This window comes from Nocardia puris (assembly GCF_036051655.1).
Classification (GTDB): Bacteria; Actinomycetota; Actinomycetes; order Mycobacteriales; family Mycobacteriaceae; genus Nocardia; species Nocardia puris.
In genome coordinates this window covers 2,723,264-2,744,870 of sequence record NZ_CP107943.1, presented here as the reverse complement: position 1 = coordinate 2,744,870, position 21,607 = coordinate 2,723,264, and the positions used below count along the sequence as shown (strand labels likewise).

The window sequence follows — 21,607 nt, the reverse complement described above, 5'->3', positions numbered from 1 at the left end:
CGGTGTTGATGAACAGGCCCACCATCGATTCCACGCCGGACAACTGCGCGGGACGACCCGAGACCGTGGTGCCGAACAGCACGTCGTCGGTGCCGGTCATGCGGCCGACGAGGATGCCCCACGCCACCTGGAGCACCGTGTTCGGGGTGACGCCGAGCGAACTCGCCAGCTCGGTGAGCCGCGCGGTGGCGGCCTCGTCCAGCTCGAACAGGTACTCCCCCGACAGCGCGGTGATCTCGCGGCCCGCGTCGGGGCGCGCGAGCAGGGTGGGTTCGCCCACGCCGCGCAGCGCGTCGGCCCACGCGGCCACCGAGGCCGAATGATCCTGGCGCGCCGTCCATTCCAGGAAGTGACGGTAGGAGCGCACGGCGGGCAGCGCCGACGGGTCGGCGTGCGTCGCGTACAGCACCAGCAGGTCGCGCATGAGCAGCGGCATCGACCAGCCGTCGAGCAGGATGTGGTGGTTGGCCACCACGAACCGCCACTCGTCGGCCGCCACTTGGATCAGCGTGAAGCGGATCAGCGGCGGCGCGGCGAGATCGAAGCGCCGCAACCGGTCCGCCTCGATGAGGTCGTCGGCCGCACCGGTCTCGGAGCGGTCGTACTCGGCCCACGCCACGCGCACGCCGTCCAGCACGACCTGCACGGGGCTGCCGTCGTGGTCGCTGACGAACGCGGTGCGCAGATTCTCGTAGCGGTCCACCAGCGCCTGCGCGGCGGCGCGCAGCCGGGCCGCGTCGACCCGTCCGGTGAGCGTGAGCACCGCCTGCGCGGTGTAGACGTCCACCGAGCTCGCGGCCAGGCGGGCGTGGAACAGCAGGCCCGCCTGGAGCGCCGAGAGCGGCCACACGTCAGACAGCGCCGGGAACTGCCGCTCCCAGCCGTCTATATCGCGCTGCGTCGCGCGCACCAGGGCGAAGTCGGACGGGGTGTGCCCGCCCGCGCCGGTCGAATTGGCGTGCCGGGCAACCGCTTCCAGCGCCGTGGTCCACAGGTTCGCGAATTCGCGCACCTCGTCGCCGGAGAGCAGGGTGGCCGGGTAGCCGATATTGGCGGTGAGCTTGTCGCCCACCACGATGGCGTTCACGTCCAGCGGGGCCATGGCGGGCATATCGGCGTCGTACGCGCCGGCCAGCGCGCCGAGTTCACCGGCCGGGGTCCAGCCGTAGCCGCGCAGCGCCTCGGGCACATCGCTGTCGGAGACGCGGCCCAGGTAGTTGAAACTCACCTGGCCGGGCAGCCGCTCGGGCAGTTCGCCCGCGGTGCGCGGGTTCAGGTAGCGCAGCAGGCCGTAGCCGATGCCCTTGTCCGGCACCGCGAGCAGCTGCTCCTTGACCGCCTTCACGGCCTTGCCGAGCGCCGGTCCGCCCGCGAGGGCGGCGTCCACGTCCACGCCGGTGAGGTCCAAGCGCACCGGGAAGATGGCGGTGAACCAGCCGACGGTGCGCGAGAGGTCGGCGCCGGGCACCACGTCTTCCTCGCGGCCGTGGCCTTCCAGGCGCACCAGCAGCGCGTCATCGGGGCGGGCGCCGGTCCTGGCGGCGCGCCACTTCGCGGTGGCCAGGGCCAGCGCGGTGAGCAGGCCGTCGTTCACACCGCCGTGGAACAGGGCGGGCACGGTGGTCAGCAGGGCCTTGGTGACCTCGGCGGACACCTCGACCTTCACCTTCTCCACGGTCCGCGAGGTGTCGACCGCCGGGTCCATCGGGCGCGCGGTGAGCAGCGGGTCGGGGGTGTCGACCACGGCGTGCCAATGGTCGAGTTCAGCGGTGCGCCCGGCACTTTCGGCCTCGCGGGCCAGCGCGTGCGACCAGGCCCGCATGGAGGAGGCGGGCGCGACGAGCTCGGGCTGCTGACCGGCGGTCAGCTGGCCCCACGCGGCGACGAAGTCGGGCACCAGGATGCGCCACGACACACCGTCGACGACCAGGTGGTGCGCCACCACGATCAGGCGGCCCATCCGGGTGGGCTCGTCGGGTTCCAGCCACACGAACCGGATCACCTGACCGGTCGCGGGATCGAGCTTGTCCAGTTCGGAATCCAGTGCGGCCGAAGCGATGTCGAAGAGTTCGGCGTCGGTGGCGGCGGCCGGGAACTCGACCCGCTCGATGAGCGCGTCCACGTCGACGGTGCCGGGCGCGGCGGTCTGCAACACCCAGTCGCCGCCGGCGCGGCGCAGGCTGGAACGCAGCATGTCGTGGCGATCGATCACCGCGCCGACGGTGGCGGCGATGCCGGTGTGGTCGATGCCGAGCGGCAGCTCCAGCGCGATGGTCTGGTTGAACCGGCGGAACGAGCCGGGGCGTTCGGCCATGAACCGCACCACCGGGGTGAGCGGCATGGTGCCGACGCCGCCGCCGGGCAGTTCGGGCAGCGCGGCCACGGCGGGCGCGGCGGCGTCGGCGGTCTCGGCCACGGCGGCCAGGCCCGCGACGGTCTTCTGCTCGAAGACGTGTCGCGGCGTGAACACCACACCGCGCGCCTTGGCGCGGGAGACCAGCTGGATGGAGACGATGCTGTCGCCGCCCAGGGCGAAGAACGAATCGTCCACACCGACCCGCTCGACGCCGAGCACCTCGGCGAACACCTCGGCGATGGTCTGCTCGAGGGGTGTGCGCGCGGCGCGGAAGGTCACCTCGGTCGCGAAGACGGGTTCCGGCAGGGCTTTTCGGTCGAGCTTGCCGACCGGGGTCAGCGGGACCCGATCGATCACCATGATCGCCGACGGCACCATATACGCCGGGAGACGATCCTCCACATGCGCGGTCAGCGCCGCGACGTCGATCGAATTACCCGACGCCGCAACGACATACGACACCAGCGAGACCGCGCCGACGGCGTTCTTGTGGCCGACGGTGACCGCGAAATCGACCGTCTCGTGCGAAGCCAGGGCCGCGTCGATCTCACCGAGTTCGATACGGAAACCACGAACCTTGACCTGGAAGTCCGAACGGCCGACATACTCGACCTCACCGGTACGGGTCCAGCGGACCACGTCACCGGTGCGGTACATCCGCTCACCATCGGCATACGGGTTCGCCACAAACCGCTCAGCGGTGAGTCCCGGGCGCGCGTGATAGCCACGGGCCAACTGGATGCCCGACAGGTACAGCTCACCCGCGACACCCACCGGAACCGGCCTGAGCCGCGAATCCAGAATCAGCGACCGCATACCCCGAATCGGGCCACCGATCGTGACCGTCTCACCAACCACCAGCGGATCACTGATATTGGTCATGATCGTCGTCTCGGTCGGACCGTAACCATTGTGGAACGCACGAAGCTCACCGGAATCACCCAGCGGCACAGCCCACTTCGCCACCAACTCCGGCGGGCACGCCTCACCACCGGCGACCAACACCCGCAGACTGTCCAACCCACTCGGATCGAACGTCGCCAACGCCGCCGGAGTGATGAACGCGTGCGTGACCCGCTCACTGCGAATCAGCTCGGACAGTTCCTCACCGCCGTACACACCCGGCGGCACCACAACCAACGCGCCACCCGCACCCACCGCGAGCAACAACTCCAGAACCGACGCGTCGAAGCTCGGCGACGCGAAATGCAGTGCGCGCGAATCGGAATCGAGACCGTACCGCTCGACCTGCTCCCGACTGAAGTTCGCCAAACCCGCATGGGTGACCACGACACCCTTGGGCACACCCGTCGAACCCGACGTGTAAATCACATACGCCGGATGCTCCGGACGCACCGGCCGCACCCGATCCGCATCCGTGATCGGACCACCCTCGAAGGCGTCCAGATCCAAATCCTCGAACACCAACCACCGCGCCGACTCCGGCAAACCCTCCCGCACCGAAGCCACGGTGATGCCCACCGGCGACCCGGAATCGGTCACCATGTGCGCGATGCGCTCGACCGGATAGTTCGGATCCACCGGCACGAACGCCGCACCGGTCTTCGACACCGCCCACGCCGCGAACACCGAATCCTCCGACCGCGGCACACCCACCGCGACCAGATCCTCGGGACCGATGCCCTCGGCGATCAGCAAACGCGCCAACCGATTCGAACGCTCATCCAACTCCGCATAAGACAGAGTTGCCCCCTCGAACACCACAGCAGCCGCCTGCGGATCAATCGCCGCCGCCTCACCCAACAGCTCCGGCAGCGTCCGCGACGGCACCACCGGCGCACCCGTGCGGTCGAGCAGATCGGTCAGCTCGTCGGCGTCCAGCACGTCGACCGCACCCACCGGCACCGACGGATCGGTGGCGATCGCGTCCAGCACGCGCGCCCAGCGGCGCACGATGTCCTCGGCGGTGGAGGCGTCGAACAGCTCCGTGGCGTAGGTCAGGGCCAGGGTCATACCCGACTCGTCGTTCTCCGACAGGGTGAACTGCAGGTCGAAGCGGGCGACGTTCTCGTCCAGGTCCAGCGCCGCCACCGTGAGGCCGGGCAGCTCCAGCGACGCGCGCTCCAGGTTCTGGAAGGCGAGCATCACCTGGAACAGCGGGTTGCGCGACTGCGAGCGCTCGGGCGCCAGCAGGTCCACCAGCCGCTCGAACGGCACGTCGGCGTTGCCGTAGGCGTCCAGGTCGGTGCGGCGGACCCGCTCCAGCAGATCGGTGAACGGCTCGGCGTTATCGATTCCGGTGCGCAGCACCAAGGTGTTGACGAACATGCCGACCAGATCGTCCAGCGCGGCCTCGCCGCGGCCCGCGATGGGCGTGCCGACGGCGATGTCGTCGGCGCCGGACAGGCGGGCCAGCAGCACGGTGAGCGCGCCGTGCATGACCATGAACAGCGAGGCGCCCTGGCGGCGGGCGATCTCGTCCAGCGCCGCGATCAGATCGGCGGGCAGTTCGTGGCGCACGGTCGCGCCGCGGTGCGAGGCGATGGCCGGGCGCGGCCGGTCGGTGGGCAGGGTCAGTTCGTCCGGCACGCCGTCGAGGGCACGCTGCCAGTACTCGACCTGGCGGGCCAGCAGCGATGCCGGATCGTCCTCGCTGCCCAGCACCTCGCGCTGCCAGACGGCGAAATCGGCGTACTGCACGGGCAGCGGGGCCCAGCCGGGCGCGCTGTCCTGGGTGCGGGCGGTGTAGGCCACCATCACGTCGCGGGTGAGCGGGCCCATGGAGAAACCGTCGGCCGCGATGTGGTGCACCACGACGACGAGCACGTGCTCGTCGGGGCCCGCCGCGAACAGCCGGGTGCGCAGCGGAACCTGTTCGGCCACATCGAATCCCGTGCCGACGAACTCGGCGACGGCGGCCGCGAGACCGGACTGTTCGACGGGGACCGGGTGCAGGTCGAGCGCGATCTGCTCGGCGGGCACGATCACCTGCACCGGAGTGCCGCCGTGCTCGGGGTAGCGGGTGCGCAGCGATTCGTGCCTGCGCACCACGTCGGCGACGGCCAGGCGCAGCGCCTCCACGTCGAGCGCACCGGTGAGGCGCAGCGCGATGGGCAGGTTGTAGGCCGCCGAGGCGGTGTCGTACTTGTTGAGGAACCACATGCGCTGCTGCGCGAACGACAGCGGCACCAGTTCGTCGGCGGCGCGCCTGCGCGCGACCAGGCGCGCGCGGGCCGGGCCGTCGGCGTGCGATTCCACCCGCGCGGCAAGGGCTGCCACGGTGGACGCCTCGAACAGCACGCGCACCGGCACGCTGGTGCCGAGCGCCGCGCCGATGCGCGACACCACCCGGGTGGCGATCAGCGAGTTGCCGCCGAGATCGAAGAAGTCGTCGTCCACGCCGACCCGGGGCAGGTCGAGCACCTCGGCGAAGACCGCCGCCACCGTCTCCTCGACGGGGGTGACCGGCGCGCGGAATGCCTTGGCCTGCACCGCCGGTGCGGGCAGCGCCCGGCGGTCCAGCTTGCCGTTGACGGTGAGCGGGATCCATTCCAGGCGCACCAGCGCCGCGGGCACCATGTAGGACGGCAGCCGCTCGGCCGCGCCGGAGCGCACCGCGTCCAGATCCGGGGTGACGCCGGGCTCGGACACCACGTAGGCGACGATCCGCTGATCGCCGGGCTGGTCCTCGCGCACGATCACCGCGGCCTGCGCGATGCCCGGCTGCGCCAGCACGGCGGCCTCGATCTCGCCGAGTTCGATGCGGAAACCGCGCACCTTCACCTGATCGTCGGCGCGGCCCAGGTATTCGAGTTCGCCGAAGCGGTTCCACCGGGCCAGGTCGCCGGATCGGTAGAGGCGCGAACCGGGCTCGCCGAGCGGGTTGGCGACGAAGCGCGCGGTGGTGAGGTCGGGGCGGCCGAGGTAGCCGCGCGCCAATTGCGTTCCCGCGACATACATTTCACCCGCGACACCCACCGGCACCGGCTGCAGCCGGTCGTCCAGCACGTAGACCCGCAGGCCCGCGATGGCGCGACCGACGATGCTGCCGGAGGCGGCCTCGATGGTCGCCGCGTCCAGCGCGCGGTAGGACACGTGCACGGTGGTCTCGGTGATGCCGTACATGTTCACCAGCACCGGTGCGGCGCCTGCGGACCCGCCGGTCACACCGTCGCCGTGCCGGGCGACCCAATCCGAGAGGCGGCGCAGTTCGAGCGCCTCGCCGCCGAACACCACGTACCGCAGCGCGAGCGGGGCCGCGCCCACGGCCGCGTTGCGGTCGGCCTCGGCCAATTGGTAGAAGGCCGAGGGGGTTTGGTTGAGGACGGTCACCTTCTCATCGCGCAGCAGTTCCAGGAACTGCTCGGGCGAGCGCGAGGTGTAGTAGTCCACCACGACCACCGAGCCGCCGAACAGCAGCGGGCCCCACAGCTCCCACACCGAGAAGTCGAACGCGTACGAGTGGAACAGCGTCCACACGTCGTCGGCGCCGAAACCGAAGTCCCGATCGGTATTCGCGAAGAGTCGCACCACATTCCGGTGCGCCACCGCCACGCCCTTCGGGCGGCCCGTCGAGCCCGACGTGTAGATCACGTAGGCGACGTTGCCCGGGGTGAGGGCGGCGCGGCGGTCGGCGTCGGTGACCGGCGCGTCGTCGGCGTCCTCGACATTGCCCGTCTCGACGGCGAATCCGTCGACCACCACGGTGGGCAGCCCGGCGGGCACCGGCACCTCGACGGTCGAGTCCACGATCACGCTGGTGGGCCGCGAATCCGAGAGCACGTAGGCGATGCGGTCCGCCGGGTAGGTCGGGTCCACCGGCACGTAGCCCGCGCCCGACTTCACCACGGCCAGCAGCGCCACGACCAGGTCCAGCGAGCGCGGCAGGATCACCGCGACCAGCGACTCCGGGCCCGCGCCCTCGGCGATCAGCCTGCGCGCCAGCACATTCGCGCGCCGGTCCAGCTCCGCGTAGGTGAGCGAGTCGCCGCCGAAGCGCGCCGCGACGCGCTGCGGGTGGGCTGCCACCATCTGATCGAACAGGTCCACCAGGGTCAAACTCGGGTCGGCGAAGCGCCCGCCGCCGTCCTCGAGGCCCGAGGACACCCAGCGGTCCGAGACGTCCAGGCGCTCGGCCTCGCCCAGCAGGTCGATATCGCCGACGATCACGGCCGGGTCCTCGGCCACCCGGCGCAGGATGCGCACCAGGCGGTCGGCGAACGCGGCCACCGTCTCCGGATCGAACAGTTCGGTGGCGTAGTTCCAGGACAGGGCCAGGCCGCCGTCGCGCGCCTCGCCCACGGTCAGCTGCACGTCGAACTTCGCGGTGCCCGCGTCGAATTCGACCACGTCGAGCTCCAGGCCGGGCAGCGACACCGCGCCCGTGTCCGAGGCGGAGGCCGCCTCGAAGGTGAGCGCCACCTGGAACAGCGGGTGGTGCGCCTGCGAACGCGCGGGGCTGAGCACGTCGACCAGCCGCTCGAACGGCACGTCGGCGTGGGCGAAGGCCGCCAGGTCGGTGCGGCGCACCTGCTCGAGCAGATCGGCGAAGCGGCCGCCGAGGTCGATCTCGTTGCGCAGCACCAGGGTGTTGACGAACATGCCGACCAGATCGTCGAGCGCGCGTTCGCCGCGGCCCGCGATCGGGGTGCCGATCGCGACGTCGGCGCTGTTGGACAGCCGCGCCGCCCAGGTGGCCAGCGCCGCGTGCACGACCATGAACAGGGTGACGCCGTGCGCGCGCGCCACATCGGCCAGCGCCCGGTGCAGGTCGGCGTCCACCGAGAAGTGGTGCAGGCCACCGGCGTTCGACGCCACCTCGGGGCGCGGCCGGTCGGCGGGCAGCTCGATCTGGTCGGGCAGATCGCGCAATTGCTCGGTCCAGTAGGCGATCTGCCGCGCCGCGACCGACTCGGGATCGGCTTCGTCGCCCAGCACCTCGCGCTGCCACAGCGCGTAGTCGGCGTACTGCACGGCCAGCGGCGCCCAGGTGGGCGCCTCGCCCGCGACGCGCTCGGTGTAGGCCACCACCACGTCGCGCAGCAGCGGGCGCAGCGAGAAGCCGTCCGCGCCGATGTGGTGCATCACCAGAACGAGCACATGGCTCTGCTTACCCACCCCGTCGGCTCCGCCGACTGCCGTCCCCCTGGGCTCGTCGGTGGTGAGCAGCGTGGCGCGGTAGGGGATCTCGGTCGTCACATCGAAATGCGTGCTGGCGAGTTCCACGATGCGCGAGGGCAGTTCGGCGCCGGGCACCCATTCGGTCTCGAGGTCGAAGCTCACCTCGTCGACGGAGAGCACGCGCTGGTAGCCCTCGCCCTCCACCTCCGGGTAGATGGTGCGCAGCGACTCGTGCCGGGCCAGCACGTCGCGCACCGCGGCCTGCAGGGCCGCGGCGTCGAGACGGCCGGACAGGCGCACGGCGACCGGGATGTTGTTCACGGCGGTGCGGCTGTCGAAGCGGTTCAGGAACCACATGCGCTGCTGGGCGAGCGAGAGCGGCACCAGCTCCGGGCGCGGACGCGGCGCGAGCGGGGCGCGCCCGCCCTGCCCGGTGGCCGACTCCACCTTGGCGGCCAGCGCCGCGACGGTGGACGCCTCGAACAGCGTGCGCAGCGGGATCTGGGTGTCCAGCGCATCGCCGAGGCGGGCCGCGACCTGGGTGGCGACCAGCGAGTTGCCGCCGAGGCCGAAGAAGTCGTCGTCCAGGCCGACCCGCTCCAGGCCGAGCACGTCGGCGAACGTGCTCGCCACGATCTGCTGCACCGGCGTGACCGGCGCCTGGAAGGCCTTGGCCTCGAACACGGGCTCCGGCAACGCCTTTCGGTCCAGCTTGCCGGAGGTGTTGAGCGGGAACGCGTCCAGCACCACGAACGCCGCGGGCACCATGTAGGCGGGCAGCTGCTCGGCGAGCGCGGACTTCACCGCGGCCACGTCCAGCGCCGCGCCGCGCTGCGCGATCAGGTAGCCGACCAGCTGATCGCCGGTGTGCTCGTCGGTGCGCACCACCACGACCGACTGCGACACCCCGGGCAGCGCGGTGAGCGCGCCCTCGATCTCGCCCAGCTCGATGCGCAGGCCGCGCAGCTTCACCTGGAAGTCGGTGCGGCCCAAGTACTCCAGCTCACCCGCCGGGGTCCAGGCCACCAGGTCACCGGTGCGGTACATCCGCACGCCGTGGCCGAACGGATCGGCCACGAACCGCTCGGTGGTCAGGTCGGGGCGCGTCACGTAGCCGTAGGCCAGCTGCGCGCCGGCCAGGTACAGCTCGCCCGGCACACCCACCGGCACCGGCCGCAGGCGCGAATCCAGCACGTACACCTGGGTGTTGAACACCGGCGCGCCGATCGGCACGGTGACGGTGTCGGCGTCGGTCACCTCGTGGAAGGTCACCTCGACGCCGGCCTCGGTGGGGCCGTACAGGTTGTGCAGGCGCGCGCCGGTCAGCTCGCGCAGCTTCTGCGCGGTGACGGCGGGCAGGCCCTCGCCGGAGGCGAAAACGTTGCGCAGGCCGGTGCATTCGGCCGCGCGCGGCTCGACCACGAACAGCGACATCATCGACGGCACGAAGTGCGCCGTGGTGATCCGCTCCTCGATGATCAGCTGCGCGAGGTAGGCGGGATCGCGGTGCCCGTCGGGCTTGGCGATCACCAGGCGCGCGCCGACCTGCAAGGGCCAGAAGAACTCCCACACCGACACGTCGAACGTGGCGGGCGTCTTCTGCAACACCACGTCGTCGGCGGCCAGGCCGTACTGGGCGTGGCCCCACACCAGGCGGTTGAGGATGGCCGCGTGCGAGACGGCCACGCCCTTGGGGCGGCCCGTCGAGCCGGAGGTGAAGATCACGTACGCGGTGTTGCCGGTGCGCAGCGGACGGTGGCGGTCGGCGTCGGTGAGCGGTTCGCCGGAGAAGCCGGAGAGATCGAGCTCGTCGATGCGCACCTGACGGGCCAGCGCCACGTCCAGGTCCGCACCCGAGGTGAGCACGCACACCGGGCGGGCGGTGTCGAGGATGTGCTCGATGCGCTCGGCCGGGTTGTCCGGGTCCAGCGGCACGTACGCGCCGCCGGCCGCGGTGACGGCGTACATGCCCGCGAGCAGATCCAGCGAACGCCGCATGCCCAGCGCCACATAGGATTCCGGGCCCACGCCGTTCTGCTTGAGCCACCGCGCCAGGCGATGCACCCGGTCGGCGAACTCGGCGTAAGTGAGACTTGTCCCCTCGAAAGTGAGCGCGACCGCGTCGGGGGTGCGCGCGACCTGCGCCTCGAACAGCGCCACCAGGGTCGCGGCGTCGTCGCCCACCGGGGAGGTGAGCGCGGCGTCGACGGCGAACTCGGTGTCGTTCCACTGGCGCAGCACCAGCGCGCGCTCGGCGTCGTCGAGCAGGTCGATGTCACCCACCGCGACCGACGGGTCGGCCGCGACGCCGCGCAGCACGCGCAGGAAGCGCGCCGCGAACGTGTCGGCGAAGCCGGCGTCGAAAAGATCGGTGGCGTAGACGATCTCGGCGTCCATCTCGGACTCGCCGCCCGGCACCTCGCTCAGCGTGAGCTGCAGGTCGAACTTGGCGGTGGCCTGGTCGACCTCCAGCTCCGAGACCGTCAGGCCGGGCAGCTCCAGCGAGGTGCGGCCGAGGTTCTGGAACGAGAGCATCACCTGGAACAGCGGGTGGCGCGCCTGCGAACGCGCCGGGTTGAGCACCTCCACCAGGCGCTCGAACGGCACGTCGGCGTGCGCGAACGCCTGCAGGTCGCGCTCGCGGACCTGCGCGAGCAGGTCGGTGAACGGTTCGGCGGTGTACACGCCGGTGCGCAGCACCAGGGTGTTGACGAACATGCCGACCAGATCGTCGAGGGCCTGCTCACCGCGGCCCGCGACGGGGATGCCGATGGCGATGTCGTCGGCGCCGCTCAGGCGCGACAGCAGCGTCGCGAACGCGCTGTGCACCACCATGAACAGCGTGGTGCCGTGCTCGTGCGCCACCCGGTTGAGGTCGTCGATCAGCTCGCCGGGCACCGCGAACCGGTGCGTGCCCGCCCGGTAGGAGGCCACGGTGGGGCGCGGCTTGCCGGGCAGGCGCAGCTCGTCGGGCAGGTCGGCCAGCGCGGTGCGCCAGTAGTCGAGCTGCTCGGAGATGAGCGAGGTGGGATCGTCCTCGTCGCCGAGGGTTTCGCGCTGCCACAGCGCGTAGTCGGCGTACTGCACGGCCAGCGGCGGCCAGCCGGGCTCGGAATTCGAGGTGCGCGCCACGTAGGCGGTCATCAGGTCGCGCACCAGCGGGCGCAGCGAGAAGCCGTCGGCGGCGATGTGGTGCACCACCAGGGCGAGCACGAAATCGCGTTCGCCGAGTTCGTAGACGCGCAGCCGCACCGGCGGCTCGGCGGTCACGTCGAAGCCCTCGGTGACGAATCCGTAGAGCGCGCCGGGCAATTCGCCCTCGTCGACCTCGGCGATCTCCAGCTCCGGGATGGCCCGCGTGGACGGCAGCACTCGCTGGTAGGGGGTGCCCTCGTGCGAGGGGTAGACGGTGCGCAGCGATTCGTGCCGCGCGATCACGTCGGCGACGGCGCCGCGCAGCGCGACCAGGTCGAGCAGGCCCTGCAACCGGACCACGGCCGGGATGTTGTAGGTACCGGCGGCCGCGGCGGTGTCGGCGTCGAAGCGGTTGAGGAACCACATGCGCTGCTGCGCGAGCGACAACGGCGGATGTTCGGGGCGGGCGACGGCCGTGAGCGCTTGGCGCACACCGGTTCCCGCGTGCGATTCGACACGCGCGGCCAGGGCGCCGACGGTGGGCGCCTCGAACAGGGTGCGCACGCCGACCTCGGCGTCGAGCGCCTTGCCCAGGCGCGCGGCGACCTGGGTGGCGACCAGGGAGTTGCCGCCGAGCTCGAAGAAGTCGTCGTCCACGCCCACCCGGGTCACCCCGAGCAGATCGGCGAAGATCTCGGCCACGATCTCCTCGATCGGGGTCGAGGGCGCGCGGAACGCCTTCGCCTCGAACACCGGCGACGGCAGCGCCTTGCGGTCCAGCTTGCCGCTGGCGTTCACCGGGAACGCATCGAGCACCACCAGCGCGGCGGGCACCATGTACCCCGGCAGCGTGGCGGCGACGCCGCTCTTGACCGCCGAGACGTCGAGGGTGGCCTCGGGTTCGGCCACCAGGTAGCCCACCAGCTGGTCACCGGCGTGCGCGTCCGAACGCACCACGACCACCGACTGCGCGACACCCGGCTGCGCCAGCAACGCCGCCTCGATCTCGCCCAGCTCGATCCGCAGACCACGCAACTTCACCTGGAAGTCCGTGCGCCCCAAGTACTCCAGCTCGCCGTCGGCGGTCCAGGTGACCAGGTCACCGGTGCGGTACATCCGGGAACCCGCCGCACCGTAGGGATTCGCGACGAAGCGATCCGCCGTCAGGTCCGTGCGCTCGAGGTAGCCGAGGGCGAGCTGATCGCCCGCCAGGTACAGCTCACCCGCGACGCCCACCGGCACCGGGTGCAGACGCGAATCCAGCACGAACACCCGCGTGTTCCACACCGGACGCCCGATCGGCACCGACACCTCGTCGGCGTCCACGACCTCGTGATACGTCACGTCGACCGCGGCCTCGGTGGGTCCGTACAGGTTGTGCAGACGCGCGCCGGTCAGTTCGCGCAGTCGCTGCGCGGTCGGCGCGGGCAGGGCCTCGCCGGAGGCGAACACCTGGCGCAGGCGCGGCGCGGCCGCCGCCGAATCACCGTTGCCGTTGCCGAGGGTGGAGACGAACACCGACAGCATCGACGGCACGAAATGCGCGGTCGTCACACCGTGTTCGGCGATCACCTGCGCGAGGTAGACAGGATCGCGGTGGCCGTCCGGCTTCGCGACGACCAGCTTGGCACCGGTCTGCAAGGGCCAGAAGAACTCCCACACCGACACGTCGAACGTCGCCGGAGTCTTCTGCAAGACCACATCATCCGCGCCCAGCGGATACGAATCCTGCATCCACAGCAAACGATTCACGATCGCCGAGTGCGACACCGCCACACCCTTCGGGCGACCCGTCGAACCCGACGTGAAGATCACGTACGCGGTGTTGCCCGGGCGCAGCGGGCGCACCCGCTCGGCGTCGGTGACCGGGGAGCCGTCCGCCTCCGCCGACGCGGGCAGGTCCTCCACGAACAGCGACTCGACGCCCTCGGTCGTGAAATCGTCACGGCGCGTGGTCAGCACCAGGCTCGGCCGCGCCGTCGCCACGATATGGCCGATGCGGTCGACGGGCTGATCCGGGTCCAGCGGCACGTACGCGCCACCGGCCTGCAGCACCGCGTACATGGCCACCACGAGCTCGGTGGACCGGCGGATCGCCAACGCCACCAACGATTCCGGGCCAACACCCGCGGCGATCAGTTCGCGCGCGATCTGCGCCGACCGCTCCCGCAGCTCGCGGTAGGTCAGCTCCTCCGCCCCGTACACCAGCGCGACCGCGTCGGGCGTGGCCGCCACCTGCGCCTCGAACAGCGACACCAGGGTCGCCGGCGGCACCGCGTGCGCGGTGTCGTTCCAGTCCACCAGCACCTGCGCGTGCTCTTCGGGCGCGAGCAGGTCGATATCGCCCAGCGGCACATCCGGATCGGCGATGACCGCCGCGAGGATGCGGTCCAGGCGGCGCGCGAACGCCGCCACCGTCGGCTCGTCGAAAAGGTCCAGCGCGTAGGAGAATTCGGCCGACATGCCCGCGGCCTCGCCCATGCTGTCCTGGGTGTCGCGCAGCGTGAGCTGGAGGTCGAACTTGGCGAGTTTGGCGTCGTAGTCGATGCCGTCGACGTCCAGGCCCGGCAGGCGCAGCGTGGCCTGCTTGGTGTTCTGGAACGACAGCATCACCTGGAACAGCGGGTGGCGCGCCTGCGAGCGCGCCGGGTTGAGCACCTCCACCAGGCGCTCGAACGGCACGTCGGAGTGCGCGAACGCCTGCAGGTCGGTCTCCCTGGCGCGGTCCAGCAGCTCGGCGAAGCTGCGGGCGCCGTCCACCTCGGACCGCAGCACCAGGGTGTTGACGAACATGCCGATCAGGTCGTCGAGGGCGGCCTCACCGCGCCCGGCGACCGGGGTGCCGATGGCGATGTCGGAGGTGCCGCTGGCGCGCGCGAGCAGCACCGCCAGCGCGCTGTGCATCACCATGAACAGCGAGGCGTTGTAGCGGCGGCCCAATTCGATGAGGGCACGCTGGGTTTCGCCGGAGATGACGAACGCGTACGTGCCGCCCCGGTAGGAGGCGACGGGCGGGCGCGGCCGGTCCCACGGCAGCACCAGCTCGTCGGGGAGGTCGGCCAGTTCCTTGGTCCAGTACCGGATCTGGCTCGAGATGAGCGAGCGCGGATCGTCCTCGGAGCCGAGCACCTCGCGCTGCCACAGCGCGTAATCGGCGTACTGGACCGGCAATTCGGACCAGATGGGCGCTTCCCAGGTGGTGCGCGCGGCATAGGCGACGATCACGTCGCGCGCCAGCGGGCCCATGGACCAGCCGTCGGCGGAGATGTGGTGCACCACCATGCCGAGCACGAACTCGGTCTCGCTGATCTCGAACAGGCGCGCGTGCAGCGGCACTTCGCTGGTCACGTCGAAAGCCATGGAGGCCAGGTCGATCAGGTGGTCGAGCAGGGTGTCCTCGGTGACCCGGTAGGGGGTGAGGTCGGGCACGATCTGCGCCGCGTCCAGCACCACCTGCACGGGACCGCGACCGGTCTCGGGGAACACGGTGCGCAGCGACTCGTGCCGGTCGATCACGTCGATGACGGCGACCTGCAGCGCGGCCACGTCCAGTTCGCCGGAGAGGCGGATGGCGACCGGGATGTTATTGACCGCCGAGGAGGTGTCGAAGCGGTTGAGGAACCACATGCGCTGCTGGGCGAGCGAGAGCGGCACCTCGTCGGGACGTTCGCGCGCGACGAGCGCCTTGCGCGCGCCGTCACCGGCCTGGGTCTCGACGCGGGCGGCGAGCGCGGCCACGGTGGGCGCCTCGAAGACCGTCCGCACGGGGACGCGGGTGTCCAGCGCGATGCCCACGCGGGAGGCGACCTGGGTGGCGATGAGCGAGTTGCCGCCGAGGTCGAAGAAGTCGTCGTCCACGCCGACCCGGGGCAGGTCGAGGACGTCGGCGAAGACCTGGGCGACGATCTCCTCGATCGGGGTCGCGGGGGCGCGGAACTCACGCACCTCGAAAACAGGAGTGGGGAGGGCTTTTCGGTCGAGCTTGCCGACCGGGGTCAGCGGGACCCGATCGATCACCATGATCGCCGACGGCACCATATACGCCGGGAGACGATCCTCCACATGCGCGGTCAGCGCCGCGACGTCGATCGAATTACCCGACGCCGCAACGACATACGACACCAGCGAGACCGCGCCGACGGCGTTCTTGTGGCCGACGGTGACCGCGAAATCGACCGTCTCGTGCGAAGCCAGGGCCGCGTCGATCTCACCGAGTTCGATACGGAAACCACGAACCTTGACCTGGAAGTCCGAACGGCCGACATACTCGACCTCACCGGTACGGGTCCAGCGGACCACGTCACCGGTGCGGTACATCCGCTCACCATCGGCATACGGGTTCGCCACAAACCGCTCAGCGGTGAGTCCCGGGCGCGCGTGATAGCCACGGGCCAACTGGATGCCCGACAGGTACAGCTCACCCGCGACACCCACCGGAACCGGCCTGAGCCGCGAATCCAGAATCAGCGACCGCATACCCCGAATCGGGCCACCGATCGTGACCGTCTCACCAACCACCAGCGGATCACTGATATTGGTCATGATCGTCGTCTCGGTCGGACCGTAACCATTGTGGAACGCACGAAGCTCACCGGAATCACCCAGCGGCACAGCCCACTTCGCCACCAACTCCGGCGGGCACGCCTCACCACCGGCGACCAACACCCGCAGACTGTCCAACCCACTCGGATCGAACGTCGCCAACGCCGCCGGAGTGATGAACGCGTGCGTGACCCGCTCACTGCGAATCAGCTCGGACAGTTCCTCACCGCCGTACACACCCGGCGGCACCACAACCAACGCGCCACCCGCACCCACCGCGAGCAACAACTCCAGAACCGACGCGTCGAAGCTCGGCGACGCGAAATGCAGTGCGCGCGAATCGGAATCGAGACCGTACCGCTCGACCTGCTCCCGACTGAAGTTCGCCAAACCCGCATGGGTGACCACGACACCCTTGGGCACACCCGTCGAACCCGACGTGTAAATCACATACGCCGGATGCTCCGGACGCACCGGCCGCACCCGATCCGCATCCGTGATCGGACCACCCTCGAAGGCGTCCAGATCCAAATCCTCGAACACCAACCACCGCGCCGACTCCGGCAAACCCTCCCGCACCGAAGCCACGGTGATGCCCACCGGCGACCCGGAATCGGTCACCATGTGCGCGATGCGCTCGACCGGATAGTTCGGATCCACCGGCACGAACGCCGCACCGGTCTTCGACACCGCCCACGCCGCGAACACCGAATCCTCCGACCGCGGCACACCCACCGCGACCAGATCCTCGGGACCGATGCCCTCGGCGATCAGCAAACGCGCCAACCGATTCGAACGCTCATCCAACTCCGCATAAGACAGAGTTGCCCCCTCGAACACCACAGCAGCCGCCTGCGGATCAATCGCCGCCGCCTCACCCAACAGCTCCGGCAGCGTCCGCGACGGCACCACCGGCGCACCCGTGCGGTCGAGCAGATCGGTCAGCTCGTCGGCGTCCAGCACGTGGATATCGCCCACGGCGACACCGGGATCGGCGGTCACGCTGCGCAGCACGCGCACGAACCGCTTGGTGAAGGAGACCACCGTCTCCTCGTCGAACAGGTCGGTCGCGAACTGCACGGCGGCCGACATGCCTTGCAGCTCACCGTGATTGCCGCGTTCCTCGGTGATCGTCCACTGCAGGTCGAACTTGGCGATGTCGACCTCGAGCTCGGTGGCGGTGACCGAGAGGCCGGGCAGTTCCAGCGCCGCGTGCGACATCTCTTGGAACGACAGCATCACCTGGAACAGCGGGTGGCGCGCCTGCGAGCGGGTCGGGTTCAGCACCTCGACCAGTCGCTCGAACGGCACGTCCGCGTACGCGAACGCCGCGAGGTCGGTTTCCCTGGTGTGGCCGAGGAATTCGCGGAACAAGCGGCCGCCGTCCACCTGCGAGCGCAGCACCAGGGTGTTGACGAACATGCCGATCAGGTCGTCGAGCGCCTGCTCACCGCGGCCCGCGATGGGTGTGCCGACGGCGATGTCCTGGGTGCCGGACAGGCGCGCCAGCAGCACGGCCAGCGAGGCGTGCACGACCATGAACAGGCTCACGCCCTCGGCGCGGGCCAGCGCGGCCAGGGCCTTGTGCAGGTCGGCGTCGATCGTGAAATGCACCGTGCCGCCGCGGAAACTCTGCACCGGCGGACGCGGGCGATCGGTGGGCAGCTCCAGCTGATCGGGCAGGCCGGCCAGCTGGCGGCGCCAGTAGGAGATCTGGCGGGCCGCCATCGACCCCGGATCTGCCTCCGAGCCCAGCAACTCGCGCTGCCAGACGCTGTAGTCCTGGTACTGCACCGGCAGCGGCGGCCATTCGGGCTCGGTGCCCGCCGCGCGCGCCAGGTAGGCGGTGGCGACGTCGCGGGAGAGCGGGCCGAAGGAGAAACCGTCGGCGGCGATGTGGTGCACCACGAAGGCGACCGCGTGATCGGGCGTGCCGTTGCTGGAGCCGCCGGTCACCTGGTAGATGCGGACCCGGATCGGCAGCTCGCGCGCCACGTCGAAGCCGGTGGAGGCGAATTCGGTGAGCACACCGGGCAATTCGGCCTCATCGATGGACTGCACCGAGATCGCGAGGTTCACCTCGTCGTCGGGGACCACCTGCTGGTAGCCGCCGTCGCCGGATTCCGGGAAGACGGTGCGCAGCGATTCCTGGCGCGCCATCACGTCGTTCAGCGCCGCCTTCAGCGCGCCGATATCGGCGTGGCCGCGCAACCGCACCACGAAGGGCAGGTTGTAAGTCGGTGCGGTGGGGTCGAATTGGTTGATGAACCACATGCGCTGCTGCGCCAGCGACAGCGGCACCCGGGCGGGCAGCTGCTGGGCGACCAGCGGCGGCCGCGCCGCCTCGGCCGGGCTCGCCGACTCCGCGCGCGCGGCCAGCCCGGCCACGGTCGGGGTCTCGAACAGCGCGCGCACCCCGATGCGGGTGCCGAACGCCGCACCCACCCGCGACACCACCTGGGTCGCGACCAGCGAGTTGCCGCCGAGGTCGAAGAAGTTGTCGTCGATGCCGATGCGCTCCTGGGAGAGCACGTCGGCGAAGATGCCCGCGACGATCTCCTCGGCGTGCGTGCGCGGTGCGCGGTAGCCGCCCTCGGCGGCGAACACCGGCTCCGGCAACGCCTTTCGATCCAGCTTGCCGGAGGTGTTGAGCGGGAACGCGTCCAGCACCATCACCGAGGCGGGCACCATGTAGCTCGGTAGCTGATCGCTCGCGAACCTTGTGAGCTCGACCGGGTCGATGGACTGGCCGGGCACGGGCACCACGTAGGCCACCAGCTGCTGACCGGTCGCGGTGTCGACCACCAGGACCGCCGACTGGCTGACCGCCGGATGGGCCAGCGTGACCGCCTCGATCTCGCCCAGCTCGATGCGCTGGCCGCGGAACTTCACCTGGAAGTCGGTGCGGCCGATGTATTCCAGCGTGCCCGCCGGATTCCAGCGCACCAGGTCGCCGGTGCGGTACATGCGTTCGCCGTTCGTGCCGAACGGGTTGGCCACGAACCGATCCGAGGTCAGATCCGGCCTGCCGCGGTACCCGCGCGCCAGCTGGCGCCCACCCAGGTACAGCTCGCCCGGCGCGCCGATCGCGGCCGGACGCAGCCGCGAATCCAGCACGTAGACTTCGACATTCCACTCCGGGATGCCGATCGGCACGGTGACCGTGTCGGCGGCGGTGGCCTCCCAGTAGGTCACCGAGACGGCAGCCTCGGTGGGGCCGTACAGGTTGTGCAGACCGGCTGAGGTGATCGCGCGGAAACCCGCGGCGGTCTCTGGCGGCAGCGCCTCACCGATCACGAAAACCCCGCGCAGCGTGGCACATTGGGCCTCGGTGGCGTGCGCGACGAACACGGTGAGCATGGACGGCACGAAGTCCGTCAGGGTCACGCGGTGCTTCTCGATCATGTCCGCCACGTACAGCGGATCGCGGTGCCCGTCGGGCGTCGCGACGAGCAGCTTCGCGCCCACCATCAGCGGCAGGAAGTAGCCCCACAGCGAGACGTCGAAGGTGGTGGCCGTCTTCTGCAGGTAGACGTCGTCGGCGGTGATCCGGTACTCGTCCAGCATCCACAGCTGCTGGTTGACGATCGCGTGGTGGGTGACCGCCACGCCCTTCGGGCGGCCGGTCGATCCGGAGGTGTAGATGACGTAGGCGGTGTTGTCCGGGCGCAGCGGCGCGCGACGGTCCGCGTCGATAACCGGCGCGTCGGAGAATGCCGAGGTGTCGAGGGTGTCGATCTCGACGCGGCGCACCGACTCGGGCAGTTCCAGCTCGTCGCCGGACACCGTGAGCACGCACACCGGGTCGGCGCTGTCGAGGATGTAGGCGGTGCGATCGGCCGGGTGGTCCGGGTCGATCGGCACGTACGCGCCGCCGGCCTTCAGCACCGCGTGCATGCCGATCACCAGCTCCAGCGACCGGCGCATACCGAGCGCGACCAGCGATTCGGGGCCCACACCGTCGGCGATCAGGAACCGGGCCAGCCGGTTCACCCGCGCGCCGAACTCGGCGTAGGTGAACGACTCGCCCTCGAACTCGACGGCGACGTTGCCGGGGGTGCGCGGGATCTGCGCGTCCAGCAGGGCCGAGAGGGTGGTGACCGGCACGTCGTGCTCGGCGTCGTTCCACTCGGTGAGCGCCCGCTCGCGTTCGGTCTCGGTGGTGACCGGCAGGTCCCACACCCGCGCCTCGGCGTCGGCGGCCAGGAAGCGGTCGAAGAACTCCAGGAAACGCGCGTGGTGGGCGCGGGCCTCGGCCTCGGTGTAGAGGTTCGGGTTGGTCTCGAAGTCGATGTGGGAGTGGTTGCCCGCCGACTGGTAGAAGTTGACGCCCAGGTCCTCGATGCTGCCGGTGGACAGCACGTTGAGCCTGCCCACCATCGGGCCCAGCGTCATCTCGCTGTGGAACAGCATGATGTTGACCCACGGGCCGAAGAACTCCGTGGTGACCACGCCGTCGCCCGCGCTGTCGCGGCGAATGTCCTCGTGGCGGTAGCGCTGGTGGCGCAGCGCGCCCGACACCTCCACCTGCACCGACTTGAGCAGGTCGGCGACCGTCGTCTCGGGCGAGACCCGCAGCCGCAGCGGCACGATGTTCGAGGTGACGCCGCCGGAGCGGCGCATCGCGGCGGTGGTGCGCGCGGTGACCGGCAGGCTCAGGATCACGTCCTCGGCGCCCGTCAGCTGCGCCAGGTAGCCGGCGAAGGCGGCGATCAGCAGGCCCGCGGGCGAGTTGTCGTGGCGCGCGACGGCCGCGGTGAGCAGCGCGTCCTGCTCCTCGGAGAGCGCCGCGCTGGCGATGCCGTTGACCGGGGCGGGGGGCGCGGAGCGGCCCGCGAGGCTGGAGCCCTCCTCCAGGCCCGCGACGCGCTCGGCCCAGTGCCGCTTGTCGGTCTCGAAGCGGGAGCTCTCGCGGTAGGCGATCTCCTGCTCGTAGAGGGTGCGCAGATCGGTCGCCTTGGCCGGGTTCGGCTCGGTGCCGGTGACGGCGGCCGTGTAGTGCTCGGCGATGCGGTTCATGAACGTCATCGCGCCGAAGCCGTCCAGGGCGATGTGGTGGGCGCGCGAATACCAGTACCAGTGGTCGTCGGCCAGGCGCAGCGCGGCGGCGCGGATCAACCGGTCCTCGACGATGTCGAGCGGGCGGCTGTACTCCGCGCGCATCCACTCGGCGGCCGCGGCCGCCGGATCGGCCTCGCCGCGCAGGTCCACGTACTCGAGGGTGGAGTCCAGCGACGGGTCGACGGTCTGCCACGGTTCGCCGTCGCGTTCGACGACCTTCAGGAAGCCGGAGCCCATCTCCAGGGCGGCGGCGCGGCTGGCCCGCTCTAGTACGTCGACGTCCAGGTCACCCCGGAGGTCGACGTACTGGGCGATATTGATCGGCACCTGCGGATCGACGTGCTGGGCATACCAGATGCCCAGCTGCGCGGGCGACAGCGGGAAGTACTCGCCACCAGCTTCGCCGTTCCCGCCGAAATCCAGCCGGTCCAA

1 protein-coding gene (only partly in view) is annotated in these 21,607 nt (G+C 70.5%); it reads right to left on the bottom strand.

What is annotated here, in order from left to right; genetic code table 11:
* Window positions 1-21,607: the 5' portion of a non-ribosomal peptide synthase/polyketide synthase gene (locus tag OHB21_RS12210; RefSeq protein WP_195142369.1), read on the bottom strand. It extends 15,386 nt beyond the left edge of the window; only the first 21,607 of its 36,993 coding nucleotides appear in the window; its start codon is at window positions 21,605-21,607; its stop codon lies beyond the left edge, outside the window.